This is a genomic window from Williamsia soli (assembly GCF_017377795.1).
GTDB lineage: Bacteria > Actinomycetota > Actinomycetes > Mycobacteriales > Mycobacteriaceae > Williamsia > Williamsia soli.
In genome coordinates this window covers 1-15,473 of the sequence record NZ_JAFRDR010000017.1, presented here as the reverse complement: position 1 = coordinate 15,473, position 15,473 = coordinate 1, and the positions used below count along the sequence as shown (strand labels likewise).

Annotated in this window: 11 protein-coding genes; 3 read left to right on the top strand and 8 right to left on the bottom strand. The window is 62.8% G+C overall.

All coding sequences use genetic code 11. The features are described from left to right. Positions 1-2 precede the first annotated feature (2 nt). Entirely contained in the window at positions 3-773 is a 771-nt protein-coding gene (locus J3S28_RS27515) for an ABC transporter ATP-binding protein (RefSeq protein ID WP_207844404.1), read from the bottom strand. Between the two features lie 109 nt (positions 774-882). Between J3S28_RS27515 and J3S28_RS27510 the strand changes: the two genes are divergently transcribed. The 3 genes from J3S28_RS27510 (at position 883) to J3S28_RS27500 (ending at position 3,847) form a co-directional block, all read left to right on the top strand. After that, positions 883-2,133, top strand: a complete 1,251-nt coding sequence (locus J3S28_RS27510) for a sensor histidine kinase (RefSeq protein ID WP_207844402.1) — start codon at positions 883-885, stop codon at positions 2,131-2,133. After that, positions 2,121-2,765: a response regulator transcription factor gene (locus tag J3S28_RS27505; RefSeq protein WP_207844400.1), complete on the top strand. Its 645-nt coding sequence runs from the start codon at positions 2,121-2,123 to the stop codon at positions 2,763-2,765. Before J3S28_RS27510 ends, J3S28_RS27505 begins: the two co-directional genes overlap by 13 nt. Before the next feature lie 476 nt (positions 2,766-3,241). Continuing rightward, positions 3,242-3,847: a nuclear transport factor 2 family protein gene (locus J3S28_RS27500; protein WP_207844398.1), complete on the top strand. Its 606-nt coding sequence runs from the start codon at positions 3,242-3,244 to the stop codon at positions 3,845-3,847. A gap of 391 nt (positions 3,848-4,238) precedes the next feature. Here J3S28_RS27500 and J3S28_RS27495 read toward each other — a convergent pair whose 3' ends face one another. From J3S28_RS27495 to J3S28_RS27465, 7 genes are all read right to left on the bottom strand, one after another. Next, positions 4,239-4,556: a WhiB family transcriptional regulator gene (locus tag J3S28_RS27495; protein WP_207844396.1), complete on the bottom strand. Its 318-nt coding sequence runs from the start codon at positions 4,554-4,556 to the stop codon at positions 4,239-4,241. A 16-nt stretch (positions 4,557-4,572) separates the two neighbouring features. Next, a complete protein-coding gene (gene bioB, locus J3S28_RS27490) occupies positions 4,573-5,586 on the bottom strand; it encodes a biotin synthase BioB (RefSeq protein ID WP_207844393.1) in 1,014 nt (337 codons plus the stop codon). Positions 5,587-5,637: 51 nt separating this feature from the next. Next, the gene (locus J3S28_RS27485; protein ID WP_207844392.1) at positions 5,638-9,024 is read right to left on the bottom strand and encodes a pyruvate carboxylase; all 3,387 of its coding nucleotides are present in this window, start codon (positions 9,022-9,024) and stop codon (positions 5,638-5,640) included. Positions 9,025-9,072: 48 nt separating this feature from the next. Next, a complete protein-coding gene (locus J3S28_RS27480) occupies positions 9,073-11,058 on the bottom strand; it encodes an acetoacetate--CoA ligase (RefSeq protein WP_207844390.1) in 1,986 nt (661 codons plus the stop codon). Positions 11,059-11,319: 261 nt separating this feature from the next. After that, entirely contained in the window at positions 11,320-12,555 is a 1,236-nt protein-coding gene (locus J3S28_RS27475) for a GDSL-type esterase/lipase family protein (protein WP_207844388.1), read from the bottom strand. 28 nt (positions 12,556-12,583) lie between these two features. Then, positions 12,584-14,221 (bottom strand): bifunctional 3-(3-hydroxy-phenyl)propionate/3-hydroxycinnamic acid hydroxylase, encoded by a 1,638-nt coding sequence (locus J3S28_RS27470; protein ID WP_207844386.1) that lies wholly within the window; start codon positions 14,219-14,221, stop codon positions 12,584-12,586. A gap of 115 nt (positions 14,222-14,336) precedes the next feature. Then, positions 14,337-15,317, bottom strand: coding sequence for an amidohydrolase family protein (locus tag J3S28_RS27465; RefSeq protein WP_207844384.1), 981 nt, complete (start codon positions 15,315-15,317; stop codon positions 14,337-14,339). Positions 15,318-15,473 lie beyond the last annotated feature (156 nt).

The window sequence follows — 15,473 nt, the reverse complement described above, 5'->3', positions numbered from 1 at the left end:
GGTCACCACTGCCCGAGGTCGGTCAGCGACTTCTCGATGGCCCCGGTGGTGGGAGCGTCCAGGTGACCGGCAAAGCGTCCGCCGGCCAGGAACAAGACGCGGTCGGCCCGGGCGGCAGCCGTCGGATCGTGCGTCACCATCACGACGGTCTGTCCGAGCTCCCTCGAGGCGTCGCGCAGGAGAAGGAGGATCTGCTGGCCGGTCCGGCTGTCGAGCGCACCGGTCGGTTCGTCGGCGAAGATGACACCGGGGCGGGTGACCAGTGCTCGAGCGATGGCAACGCGTTGTTGCTGTCCGCCAGAGAGTTCCGCGGGCCGGCGCCGGTTCATGCGTGACAGGCCCACCGACTCGAGGATCTGCCCGACGTGACCGCGATCGGCTGTGCGCCCGGCCAGCAGCAGGGGCAGCGTCACGTTCTGCTCGACCGTCAGTGACGACATCAGGTTGTAGGCCTGGAAGACAAACCCCACGTGGTCGCGCCGAAACATCGTCCGCGCCTTCGGCTTGAGTGCGCTGATCTCCGTGTCGCCCATCCACACCGAACCGCTCGTGGGTTGGTCGAGCCCGGCAGCACAGTGCAGGAAGGTGCTTTTTCCTGAGCCGGAGGGACCCATGATCGCGGTGAAGCCCTGCGCCGGAAGGGCGAGACTGACGGCGTCGAGCGCGGTGACCCGAGCACTCCCCGACCCATAGGACTTCGTGACGTTGTCGAGACGGAGCGCCGGTCGCGAGACCGGGGCTTGAGGAGGATGCACTGGAGCGAAGGAAGTCATGAGAGCAACGCTATGAATTGCCGGACGTGCGGACCATCCCGCTGACCACCGGACCAAAGGTGTAGCCAGCTATACCGTCAACGCGGCAACGTTGCGGCATCCTGGTGTGATGAAACGCAGCGCGCGGGTCGCGACATGGTGGCGGGCGTGCCGTTTCTTGATGGTCGAAGGTGCAGCCGCGTTCGTGTCGTTGGCTTTCGTCTTCGCCGGGCTGATCATTGCTGCACTGCTCATCCTGGTCGTCGGATGGTTGCTGGTCCCGCCCTATGTGCGAATGCTGCGGTTCTGGGCCGGCGAGGCACGCCGACGCACCGGGACCTATACGCGTGCGGTGATCGCTGACCGCTATCCGCCGTTGGCCGACCAGCCGGGTTTCGCCGATGTGCGGACGTTGCTGGCGTCGCGGTCGGTCCGCCGCGACTTCGCCTGGGTCACTGTTCACGGCTTCGCGGCCCTCATTGCGGGGTTCGTGGCGGTGGTCCTTCCGCTGGCCGCGGTCAATTCGTTGGTGATCCCGGCATATTGGTGGGCCATGCCGGAGGACGAGCCGGTCGGCAACATCTACCTCGTCACGTCATGGCCGCTGGCCGCGACGATGCCGCTGATCGCTGCGGCGTACGCGGGCATCGCGTGGTGGTTGATCCCCGCGATGGCCCGCGCCATCGCGGCCCTGGCGACCACACTGTTGGCTCCGACACGTGAAACGGAGTTGTCGCAGCGGGTTTCGGCGCTGACGGCGAGCCGGGCAGCCGCGCTCGATGCCCACTCGGCGGAGTTACGGCGAATCGAGCGCGATCTGCATGACGGTGCCCAGAACCGATTGGTGGCCGTGGTGATGATGTTGGGACTGGCCGAGAGATCCCTGCGGGTGGATCCGGATCAGGCGCTGCCCCAGCTCCTTCGGGCCCAGGATGCCGCATCCGATGCCTTGTCGGAGTTGCGCACCCTGGTGCACGACATCTATCCGCCGATCCTCGATGAACTCGGTCTCGAAGGCGCAGTCGCCGCCCTGGCCGGACGCTCCACCGTGACCTGCATCCTCGACGTGCGCAACCTGCATCGGGCGCCCGCCGCAGTCGAGGCCGCCGCGTATTTCGTGGTGGCCGAGGCCTTGACGAATGTGGTCAAACACAGTGGTGCGGACACCGTGCACCTGACCATCAGCACGCGCAGCGGGCAGACGGGCAGCACGATGATCATCGAGGTCGTCGACGATGGCCGCGGAGGAGCCGACGAATCGGCGGGCAGTGGCGTGAGGGGTATCCGCCGGCGGGTGGCAGCATTCGAGGGGACGATGACCCTGGAAAGCCCACTTGGCGGGCCGACGACACTCGAAGTGGAGCTACCGTGCGGATTCTGATCGCCGAGGACGACGCCCTGCTGCGTGAGGGCCTGGCGCTGCTGCTGCGCAGCGTCGGCATCGAGGTGACGGGCGCGGTCGCCGACGCCGAGCAATTCCTGACGTCGTTCGATGCCGACCCGCCCGACGGTGCGGTTCTCGACGTACGCATGCCACCGACCTACACCAACGAAGGACTCAAAGCGGCCATCGAGGCGCGCCGGCGCATCCCGAACTTCCCGGTACTGGTCCTGTCGGCCTATGTGGAGGACCGATACGCCGGAGAACTCTTGGCAGGCAGTGCCGCTGGCGTCGGGTACCTCCTCAAGGAGAGAGTGGGCAAGGTCGAAGAGTTCGTCGATGCACTCGAACGAGTGGTGGCGGGCGGTACCGTGATGGACCCGGAAGTGGTGTCGCAGTTGATGAGCCGACGCCGAGCCGACGATCCCATCCGGTCGTTGACTCCACGCGAATCGGAGGTGTTACGGCTGATGGCCGAAGGACTCGGCAACGCCGACATCGCTCGCAAACTGGTGGTCAGCGACACAGCCGTGAGCAAGCACATCGGCAACATCTTCGCCAAGCTCGGGCTGGCCACGTCTGACACCGGCCATCGGCGGGTCCTTGCCGTGCTCGCCCACCTCAGATCCTGAACGACGTCTGCGCGTGAGTGCGAGTTGAAACGGCCCAAGCACCAGAAGGAATCAATTGAGGTTACGCCCGCCTCCTCAGGTCAGACCGATACGAAACCGCTTTCACCCCCTCGCCCACCCCTTCCAAAGTTTTCACCCCTATCTTCCTGTGGACAATGCCCGATATGCCAACTGAGTAGCGCCAGACGTTGATCACCGTCTGATCTGGCGAGCCCGTCCAGTCCAGTGATCACTGCCACGTCGAGGCGTAGGTTGACCGTATGAGCGAAGGTCTCACCCGCAGAGCTGATTTCACGCCAAGCCGCCGAGAAGGGACCCGGTCCGGTCAGCCGATACGAGACTTCAAATATGCGTCGTCCCTCGTACTCGATTATCTTGAATAGTGCTGACAATCCGATCCAAGACGGCGACGTTGTCAGGCAATGTCCCGATTGAACGCTTGACGGTTAGCGGTTCCTATGAAAAAGTCCCATTTCATGACTGACGCAACAGATTCCGACAGGATCAGGTCCCTGCTCAACAAGGAGCGTGCCGCTCGCGACTTGGGCCTCTGGGACGAGATGGCCGAGTGCTTTGGACCCGACTCCCGGATCACGGCCAGCTGGTTCGAGGGCACCGGGGACGAGTTCGTCGAGGCATCCAAGAGGCGCCGTGGTGCCGGCGAGCCGACCAACTTTCATGAGATCGGCAACATCGCGGTGACGATCAACGGCAACCGCGGTCTGGCCGAGGCGCCCATGACGATCATCGCGCGCGGTCGATTCGGAGGCCTTGATGTCGACATCGTCTCGCACAACCGCATTTACGCCCGCGTCGAGCGCTCAAAGACCTCCTCGGCGTGGCACGTGGTCGCGTACGAACCGGTTTACATGTCCGAGATCCTGATTCCCGTCTTTCCGAACCACACGGCCCCGTCGACCGACAGCCTCGGGCCACTTATCGACCGACCCTATCGCTGGCTGGCATACATGCTTGAGCAGTCGGGCGTCACGGTGGACCCCGAGTTGCCCGGGATCGACCGCCCCGATCTGGTGCGCGACCTCAAGGCGCAGCAGGCGGCCTGGCTGAACGACGCCGCCTAGGCGCCGGCTCGCGCGCACGAACGGCCTTTCACGGTCCGATACGACCCAGACCGGTAGGCCCGCATTACTCTATGGGCCATTCTGGACCTACGAACTCCGTCGTAACCTTGGGCTTCGCAGGGTATTTCGTAACCAGACGCGGATTGGTGAAACTTGGTCACCTCCTGCGTTGCACCGCGAGATGAAAGAGTAGCCAATGCCGCCGAGCGCTCACCGCGTGGCCGGCCCACCACCAACACCCTGCGGTTGACCCGACCATTATTCATCGCCGCCGGGTATGAAGACCACGCCGTCGGGCCCGCAGGCGCGACCCGTCGACCATTGATCGCCTCAGCCGATCAATAATGCGGATATTTCTCGTCGATGTTGCTTCAGTACCACATGAAAAAGATCAAGATTGAATCGTCAGCAACGCTCGTTCTTTCGCGGTCGTTCCGCCCCAGATGCCGTACGGTTCACGGGCGGCAAGGGCATAGGTTCTGCACTCCTGTTGCACAGGGCACGCATTGCATATCTTTTTAGCGCGAGCTTCTCGTGTTTCGCGATCGTCGCCTCGGGAGCTGTTCGGAGGGTAGAAGACAGCTACATCCACCGCGCGGCAACTGGCGCTCCGTTGCCAATCCCACTGCGAGATCAAAGGTGCCGGCAAGTTCGGCGTCTGCGTCCTGTAACGCGATACGGCCGCGTCGATAGTCTTGTTCTTGGCCATCGTCGAACGACCGGGCTCAGATCGAGTCGTTGAGTGCCTTGATCGGCATCTGCAACTCTTCGAGCAGATCCAGATCAGTCTCGGCCGGACGGCCCAGGGTCGTCAGGTAATTACCCACGATCACCGCATTGATGCCACCGAGGATGCCCTGCTTGGCACCGAGATCACCCAGGGTGATCTCGCGGCCACCGGCGAACCGCAAGATGGTGCGCGGCAACGCCAACCGGAACGCCGCCACAGCCTTGAGCGCCTCGGCGGCCGGCAGCACGTCGAGGTCCCCGAACGGGGTACCCGGACGCGGGTTCAGAAAGTTCAGCGGAACCTCGTCGGGATCAAGTGCAGCGAGATCGGCGGCGAACTCGGCGCGCTGCTCGAGCGTCTCACCCATACCCAGGATGCCGCCGCAGCAAACCTCCATGCCGGCCTCGCGAATCATCTTCAGCGTCCCGAAACGCTCTTCCCAGCTGTGCGTGGTGACCACGTTCGGGAAATGCGAGCGCGCGGTCTCCAGATTGTGGTTGTACCGGTGCACCCCCATCGCTTTGAGCTCATCGACCTGCTCCTGGGTCAACATTCCCAGGCTGCACGCGATCTGGATGTCGACCTCGGCGCGAATGGCCTCGATACCCGCAGCGACCTGCGCCATCAGACGCTTGTCCGGGCCACGCACCGCAGCGACGATGCAGAACTCCGTCGCACCCGACTTGGCAGTCTGCTTGGCCGCCTCCACCAGCGCAGGAATGTCGATCCACGCACTACGCACCGGAGAGGCAAACAGACCCGACTGCGAACAGAAATGGCAATCCTCGGGACAACCACCGGTCTTGAGGGAGATGATGCCTTCCACCTCGACCTCAGGTCCGCAGTGCTTCATCCGCACATCGTGAGCAAGCTGCAGCAGGTCCGTCAGCCGATCATCGGACAACTGCAGAATCTGCAGCGTCTGCTCCTGGCTCAAACCCTCACCGCGTTCGGCCACCTGCTCACGCGCAACGTCGAGAATGTCGACGGCCCCAACTGTTTGGCCCATCATTGTCCGATCCAATCCTGTGAAGCGTGAGAGTCACATGCGTTACTTGGGCTACTCGAGTTCGATGAGGAGGTCGCCGCCCTCAACGCTCGAGACCGAGGAGATGGCAACACGTTTGACGGTGCCACCGGCCGGGGCGGTGATCGCGGCTTCCATCTTCATCGCTTCGATGGACCCGATCGCAGCGCCGGCGGCAAGTTGTTCCCCGGGTTCGACAACGATGGTCACCACGCCCCCAAACGGTGCAGCGATGTGCTTGGGATTACCCGCCTCGGCCTTCTCGGCCACCGCCTCGACGGCATCGAGCGAACGGTCCCGGACCTGCACCGGGCGCAGTTGTCCGTTGAGGATGCACATGACCGTCCGCATCCCCCGCTTGTCGGGTTCACTGATCGCCTCCAACCCGATCAACAACTCCACACCGGGTTCGAGTTCCACGCGATGCTCATCGCCGTACCGCAGACCGTAGAAGAACTGGTTCGCCGACAACCTCGAGGTATCGCCGTACGCCTTCTGGTGCTCCTCGTACTCACGGGTGGGTCCGGGGAACAACAACCGGTTCAACGCCGCCCGCCGCACCCTCTCCTCAGGCGACTCCAACTGTTCGGTGTCCTCATCCGACAGCGCCACCACCGGTTTGGGCTCGGCGCGGCCTTCCAGGGCCCGGGTGCGCAGGGGTTCGGGCCAGCCACCTGCCGGATCGCCGAGCTCCCCGCGCAGGAACCCGATCACCGAATCAGGAATGTCATAGGCGGTGGGGTCGGTGGCGAACTCGTCCGCCGAGATCCCTCGCCCAACCAGCGTGAGCGCCAAATCGCCGACCACCTTGGAGGACGGGGTGACCTTGATCAACCGGCCCAGCATATGGTCGGCATCGGCGTAGGCGCCTTCGACGTCCTCGAACCGGTCCCCCAACCCCAACCCGATGGCCTGCTGCCGCAGATTCGACAGCTGCCCACCGGGGATCTCGTGGGTGTACACCCGACCCGTCGGCGCCGGGAGGCCGGACTCGAACGGCGCGTACACCTTCCGCAACGCCTCCCAGTACGGCTCGATATCGCACACCGCCGCCAAATCCAGACCGGTGTCGAACTCGGTGTGCGCGGTCGCCGCCACAATCGCCGACAACGCCGGCTGGCTGGTGGTGCCGGCCATCGCCGCCGAGGCGCCGTCGACCGCATCAGCACCGGCCTGCCACGCCGCCAAATACGTGGCGAGCTGCCCGCCGGGAGTGTCATGGGTGTGCACATGCACCGGCAGATCAAACCGACTGCGCAACGCCGACACAAGAATCGACGCCGCCTGCGGCCGCAACAGCCCGGCCATGTCTTTGATCGCCAGGATATGCGCCCCCGCCTCCACGATCTGCTCAGCCAACCGCAGGTAGTAATCCAGCGTGTACAGGTCCTCAGCCGGGTTCGACAGGTCCCCCGTATAACTCAGTGCCACTTCGGCGATCGTGGTGCCGGTCTCACGGACCGCATCGATCGCCGGCCGCATCTGATCGACATTGTTCAGCGCATCGAAGATCCGGAAGATATCGATGCCCGTCGCGGCAGCTTCCTTGACGAACGCGGTCGTCACCGATTCCGGATACGGGGTGTACCCGACGGTGTTCCGGCCGCGGAGCAGCATCTGCAGGTTGATGTTCGGCATCGCCTCACGCAGTTCGGCGAGCCGCTCCCACGGGTCTTCCTTCAGGAACCGCAGCGCCACATCATAGGTCGCGCCGCCCCAACACTCCACCGACAGCAACTGCGGGGTCAGGCGGGCTACGTGTGGGGCGACATAGACCAGACCAGACGTGCGGACGCGGGTGGCGAGTAGAGATTGGTGGGCGTCGCGAAAGGTGGTGTCGGTAACTGCGAGGGCTGATTGCTCCCGGAGTGATCGGGCGAAGGCATCGGGCCCCAGGTCTTGTAACCGGTTGCGTGACCCTGCCGGCGGCGGCACTGACAGATCTGTGGGCGGCAGCTTCTCCTGTGGATACACCGTGGCCGGGCGTTCCCCGTGCGGTTTGTTCACCGTCACATCAGCCAAATAGTTGAGGATCCGGGTGCCGCGGTCCGCCGACACCCGCGAGGTGAGTAGTTGGGGTCGTTCTTCGATGAACGAGGTGGTGACCCGGCCTTCGCGGAAATCGGGATCATCCAGGACTGCTTGCAGGAACGGGATGTTGGTGGCGACCCCACGGATCCGGAACTCGGCCACCGCCCGCCTCGCCCGCGCGACCGCCGTCTCGAAATCGCGGCCACGACAGGTGAGTTTGACGAGCATCGAATCGAAATGCGCCGACACCTCCGCACCCAACGTGGCGCCACCATCAAGGCGCACCCCCGCACCACCCGGGGTGCGGTAGGCAGTGATCCGCCCGGTATCGGGGCGGAACCCGTTGGTGGGGTCTTCGGTGGTGATGCGGCACTGCAACGCCGCACCCCGAATCTGCACCGCCTCCTGCGACAAACCCAAATCCGAGAGTGATTCTCCGGAGGCGATCCGCATCTGCGACTGCACCAAATCCACATCGGTGATCTCCTCGGTCACGGTGTGCTCCACCTGAATCCGCGGGTTCATCTCGATGAACACATGCCGGCCCTCACGGTCGACGAGGAACTCGACCGTCCCGGCACACGTGTAACCGATCTTGCGCGCGAACGCGACCGCATCAGCGCAGATCTTCTCCCGCAACCCCGGCGGCAGATTCGGCGCCGGCGCCAACTCGATGACCTTCTGATGGCGGCGCTGCACCGAACAGTCGCGTTCGAACAGATGCATCACGTTGCCGTGTTGGTCGGCCAGGATCTGCACTTCGATGTGACGGGGTTCGATGACGGCTTGTTCGAGGAACACCGACGGATCACCGAACGCCGAATCGGCCTCCCGCGCGGCGGCCTCGATCGCCTCGCGCAGACCCTCGATCGTCTCCACCCGCCGCATCCCGCGGCCACCGCCACCGGCGATCGCCTTGACGAACACCGGGAACGTCATCGACTCCGCCGCAGCCATCAACGCATCCACATCGGCCGACGCTTCACTGGAGGCGAGTACCGGTAGACCGGCCTCGCGGGCCGCGGCGATCGCCCTAGCCTTGTTGCCCGTCAACTCCAAGATGTCCGAGCTGGGACCGACGAAGGTGATCCCCGCCTCCGCGCACGCCGCCGCCAGATCCGGGTTCTCCGACAAAAACCCGTACCCCGGATAGATCGCATCCGCACCCGCACGCTGCGCCGCCGCGATGATCTCCGGCACCGACAAATACGCCCGCACCGGATGACCAGGCTCACCGATCTGATACGCCTCATCAGCTTTCAACCGATGAACAGAATTACGATCCTCATACGGAAACACCGCCACCGTGCCCGCACCCAACTCATACGCCGCACGAAACGCCCGGATCGCGATCTCACCACGGTTGGCAACAAGAACTTTCTTGAACATCATGATTCCCTTGAAGTTTCGTCAGGCAGAGTGGTGAACGGCGTGCGACTACCGCGTCGGCGGTGTCGGCTGGTACCTGGTGAAATAGCGCAATGCCTCGACATCATCGACAGTGTCCGAGCCGATGATCTTCTCCACCGGCGCGCCCTGCAGAACTCGCTTGACTGGCACTTCCATCTTCTTACCGGTACGGGTGTGCGGAATGGCAAGCACCGCGATGATCTCATCCGGCACATGACGCGGCGAGGCCTGAGTACGAATAGCCTCAACGATCCGCGCTCGCAACTGATCATCGAGTTCAGCACCAGCAGCCACCACCACGAACAACGGCATCCAGTACCCACCATCGGCCAACTCCACACCGATGACCATCGCCTCATCGATCTCAGCCATGTTCTCCACGACCTCGTAGATGTCAGCACTACCCAAACGCACACCCTGACGATTCAACGTCGCATCAGAACGCCCCGAAATCAGCACACTCCCACGCTCGGTCACCGTCACCCAATCACCATGACGCCACACCCCGGGATAGGTGTCGAAATACGCCTCCCGATACCGAGAACCATCAGGATCATTCCAGAAGAAGATCGGCATCGACGGCATCGGCCGTGTCACGACCAATTCACCCACCTCACCGACCACCGACTCACCGTTGCCATCCCACGCCTGCAACGCAACCCCCAACATCGGTGCCGAGATCTCCCCCGCCCACACCGCAGTATTGGGCGCACTACCAGCAAAACCACTGACCACATCCGTGCCACCACTGACCGAACCCACCTGCACCCGCGGCCCCACATGATCGGCCACCCACCGATACGACTGCTCCGGCAACGGCGCCCCTGTCGACCCCACCAACCGCAACGCCGACAAATCCAGATCACGCCCCGGCTCCACACCAGCCTTGGCACACCCCAGCAAATACCCGGGACTGACCCCTACAACCTTCACCCGATACTCCGCAGCGATCTCCCACAACCGTTGCGGCCCAGGGCAACTCGGACTACCGTCATACAACACAATCGTCGAGCCCACCAACAACCCCGAAACCACCAGATTCCACATCATCCAGTTCGTCGTGGTGTACCAGAAAAACCGATCACCGACCCCCAGATCATGATGCAACCCCAACAACTTGTAATGATCGACAACAACACCACCGTGACCATGAACAATCCCCTTGGGCACACCTGTGGTCCCCGACGAATACAAGACCCACAAGGGATCATCGAAACCCACCCGCTCGAACTCCACCTCCGCGGAACCGGCCACCACCTCCTCCCACAGATGACTACCCGACCCACCCGGCCCGACGCCCACTACCGGCACATGCACCACCGCCCGTACCGACGGCAACAGATCAACCAACGCCGACACCTCAGCCCGGCGATCATGCACCCGCCCGTTCCACCGATAACCATCAGCAGCAAACACCACCACCGGCTCCAACTGAGCAAAACGCGCCGCCGCACCCGCGGCGCCATAATCCTGACCACACGCCGACCACACAGCACCCACACTCGCCGACGCCAAGAAAGCCACGACCGCATGCACCGTGTTCGGCAGATAACCCACCACCCGATCACCACGACCCACACCCTGCGCCCGCAACCACCCAGCCACAGCCCCCACCTGCGCCCGCAACTCATCCCAACTCAACTCAGACGCCGAACCATCCTCGCCCACCGACACCACAGCGACACCCAGACCCCGATGCCGCAACGCATTCTCCGCGTAATTCACCCTCGCCCCAGGAAACCACCGTGCCCCCGGCATCACCTCACCGGCGAGCACCGTCTCCCGACCACCCTCAGCGATCACATCAAAGAAATCACGCACCGCCAACCAGAACTCATCAACACACTCAACCGAAAATTCCCACAGATCCGCATAAGAACCCATCTCCCGGCCCGTACGCTCACTCACAAACCTGCCGAACTCCGCAATCCGGGTTTCCGCAACATCACCCGCATCCGGAACCCAGACAGGATCCGGCGAACCCGAGCCGTTGCGAACCGGGGAAACAGTCATACCTTCAAAACCTCTGCCATTGAGTTGAATTCGATCTTGGTGCAAAGCCTCACCCTAGAACACAGCGCCTAGGCTGATATTACTATAATGTCGAATGTGTGGGTTGTCACACTCCACCCACTGGTTTCAACACCCGTCGCCACAAAACAGTTCGGCACCCACCCTCGCGGTGGGCGCCGAACCCCGGGTCGGATCAATGCGCCTCAGCGTAGTCATGATCGGACGAACACAACCCACGAAAGGCCATCTACTTCAGACTTGCTATCCGAAGATCGCGGTGTCGATGGAATCCGCGATGGCGGCGTGGCCCGCCGGACTCGGACCGAAGAGGTTGAGGCTTCTGAACTCCTCGCGATACTGATGGGTATCCGCTGGGTCGCGCACGATACCGTCGATATCGATGACACCATCGAATTCGCCGCTATCGAGGATCCATCGGTTCAACTCTTCGCGCGTCGCTTCCTTGTCCTCGTTGTAGTAGCCAGGCGCGGGTACCCCCCTGAACGGGGGCATTGTCGCCGCGAGCACTTTGACACCGTTCGCGTGGCCCCGCGCAATCAGTTGCCGATAAGCAGCTTTGAGGATCTCGGCGGTCACCGGAGAGGCACCCGTGGGATCCGCGTCCGCTTCCGCGACCGAGCCGTCCGCGTTGAGTGATCGGGTTCCGGAGGTGGCGATGTCCTGGCGTGCTTCGGACACGATCACATGGGTCAGGCCGGGGAGAGTCAGAACCTCTCGATCGAACAGGGTCACGACCCCTTCCCTGCCTGACGGGGCATGGCCTCTGGAGAGGCTGCCGCCTCGTGCCGACAGGTTGATGATCGCGTGCGACTCTTTCCCCTTTTCTGTGTTCAACCGACGAGAAAGGTAGTCCGGCCACACGCCGAGCCCGTCCGTGTAGGTGGTGCCCAACACCGCAACCGCACCCACGTTTGGCTGCGCCAGGACATCAACCCGGGACAGGAACGGCATGTGGGTGAGGGGAACTGCGCCGGGCAGCCCCGACGATCCGGTGTGGTCTCCCTCGGCAGAAACGTCAACTCGCGACCATTCCGGTTGAGCAAAGTACAGAGGATGCGTCTCAGGTAGTCCCCCCTGGAGAAGGACTGCGCTTTCGGGGACCGTCTCACGAGGCAGGAACAACTTGACGAACAGCGTCTGGCCGGGTGCGACATCCACCTCGACGTGATCACTGAGGGCGATTGCACCGACAGCGATTTCGATATCCTTCTGCCCGCCGAACGTCAGCGTCTTCGGCTCTCCCTCGACGCCCTGCTCGTCGACTGTTGTGACCGATGCGGCGCCGACGTACAGAACTTTGGTGCCGTACTCGTTCGTCAGGACCACGCGAACTGCGCGGCCTCCTACGCTGGCCTCGACCCGCAGACGGACCGTCTGATTTCCGATGGGCTCTCGCGGCTCAGGGTGTCGTGCGATCGGGCCTGCCCACGTGGCTACCCAGGACCCAGTCGTGGCACTGCTCGCGTTGGTACTCATAGATGTCTCCTTCAGCTCGTCTTGCTCTTCACCGGCTCATCTCGCGGTCGCGACCGAAGGCCCAACCGTGGTTCGACAGCTTCTGCTTCAGCGAATCCAGCAGAGCAGGTATGTCTTTCATCGATTCTGCAGCGCCGAACACATAGTGGTCCGGGCGTACCAGGAAGGCCCTCTGCCCCGTAGCCTGGAACCAGATGTCGTAATCTCCGTCGATGTCCATGAAATGCTCGGTCCCAGCTGCTCGCGACACGTGGGCCACCTGCACAGACAAGTCGTCGATCAAGGCCTGCTGCTCCTCGTTGAGCCCTGCCTGAGACAGCGGATGCCGGGTGATCAGCGTCCAACCCGGCTCGAGGAACTCGTCCAGCAGATCGACCCGTCCCTGCCAACCAACGCGGGCCTGCAGCGCCGGCCTGCCCTCCGCCGGTAGCGAGTTGGTGTCGCCACCAGAGCGGACAATGCCCTCGCCGAGCCGCGGAAATGCTGATCCGGCATCGTGAACCGCCGTCACCGCCAGCTTGTCGGGATCAATCGCTGATGGCATCACCAAGGCGCCCATTCCCATCGCCATGCCGATCACCCCGGTGGCCTGCGGGGAACGTTCGCTTTCATAGGTGTCGAGAAGCGAAGGATCCGCTTTGCCCGCCAGGACGGCGTCCAGCTTCCACGAGAGGTTGAACGCGTCGCGAATACCAGCGCAGACGCCCTGTCCCATGAACGGAACCGTGGTGTGAGCGGCATCGCCCATCAAGAACACTCGGCCCTTGCGCCACTGCTCGGACACGCTACACCGGAAGGTATAGACCGAGTTGCGGGCAATACGACCCATATCCGGCGTCAGACCGAACTTTCCAAGGAACTCCCAGGCGGTTTCCTCCCTCTCCAAGTACTCCCGTGTTTCGTCCCCTAGCTTGCAGACCTCGACGCGCGAGATACGACCGCCGGTCCAGCGTCCGAACGTGATGATGTTGTCGCCGTCCATCATGTGTCCCGACTCGCCGAGTGGCACCTCGATGTCCGAATCGTTGTATTCGAAGTCGATCGCAAGGTCGTCCAGAATCGGAAAGCCCAAATCCTTTGCAGCTACCTCGATTGTCTTCCGGACGAAGCTGTTCGAACCATCGGCGCCGACAATGTAGGAAGCTTCGATGGTCCGCACCGGGCCGTCGACATCGTCGCTGTCGCGAACGAGCAGCCTGGCGCCGTCTTCCGATTGCTCGATCTTGACAGCTGTGGTGTTCATGAAAACCTGCACGCCGAGCGCACGACCCCGTTCGTCGATACGGTCTTCGACTTCAGGCTGGTGGAAGAGATAGCTCTTGTGCCAGCCCGAGCCGGCGTCGCCGTCTTTCAGTGCTGAGAGGACCTCGTTGGTGGACGAAACAGCCTGATAGGAGTTCATCTTCCGAACAAGCAACTCGACTTCGCGGGCGATACCGAGGTGCTGGAAGGTCCGCATGGTCTCGCCGTCGAAGTGACCAGCGCGAGGCTTGTCGTACCGCTGTGGAAACCGCTCGACGACAACAACACTGCGGCCGGCCTTCGCGAGCAGTGCAGCAAACGTGATACCTACAGGTCCGTAACCGACAACGGCAACATCGCAGGTGATTCTGTCCGCGGAGGCGAACGATCCGGTGGCTGACTGATTTGTTCCGGATACTGACATTTTGTACTCCTTAATTACTGACTTACAGACTCACCCGCCCTCTGGCGTGGTCGAATTCGAGTCGCCAGAGGGTGGGTGGCGTCCTGATGGCTCAGAGCGCATCGGGACAGAGGTTCTACGAACTCTTCAGTCGCGGGAAGAGCGTCTCGGCATTGAAGCGGTCCACGGCTCGTCGCTGGGAGTCGTCCAGTGCTGCGGATCCTGCGAGATCGTCGATATTGCTCTTGATGACCGATTCCGGAGCGGCGCCGAAGTCCGTTCCGAATACGACATGGCTGTAGTCGGTGACTTCCAATGTCGGGAGAAGCGAGTTCGGGCTGGCGGACAGAGCCGTCTCGTAGTAGAAACTGCGGAGGACGTCGATGACGTGCTGGGCGTCGACGTCGGTGGCGTCCCCGGGGCCTTGACCTAGTCCGAGGTGCCCGATTATCCGCCTGGCCAATGTCGGCAGTACTCCGCCGCAGTGCGCAAGTATCAGGTTCAGGCCAGGATACCGCTTGAATACCCCGGTCAAGATTGCATTGGTAATGTTGCGCGTGGTGTCCATCGGGAACTCGATGAAAGATCCCACCCTGCCCAAGTTGAGTTCGGCTCCGTGTGCGCAGTCCATGGGGTGCACGAAAACCGGCACCCGTCGACGCCCGAGCTCCTCCAGGACAGGCTCCAGATATGGCTGTCCGAAGTAGGTGCCGTCGACATTCGAGGTGACCGCTACGCCGTCCAGCTTCAACACATCCAGCGAGTACTCGATCTCGTTCAAGGCCGCGTCCACGGTGTTGAACGGGATAGTTGCGAAGGCACCGAATCGATCTGGACGATCCTTGATCACCTCGGCCAGAGCCTCGTTGAGTTGCCGGACCGAAGGAGCAGGGAAGTCTGGATCTGCGGAGTTGCCTCGGAGACTGAATGGCAACGACAGGATCTGGGTCGCGATGCCATTCGCGTCCATGAACTCCAGGGATGTCTCCGGAGTCCACAGTTTCACGGGGAAGTTCTCCGGGATCAGGCGAGCTTCACGGAGAAATCGGTATCCGACCTCACCCATGTAGTGGCTGTGTACGTCGATCCGGTCGGTCACTGCGTTCTGTGTGTTCATGCTTTGCTCACCAAGGTCGAAGGAGTGGCCACTGCGGTTCGCTTTCCCATCCACGCCTCAGGAACACTCGAACCCCATTCATCGACACCACGCGGATCATCCGGCGCCCACACCTTGGGCCCATCCCACCGCGGATCGGCACCGATCCGGATCATC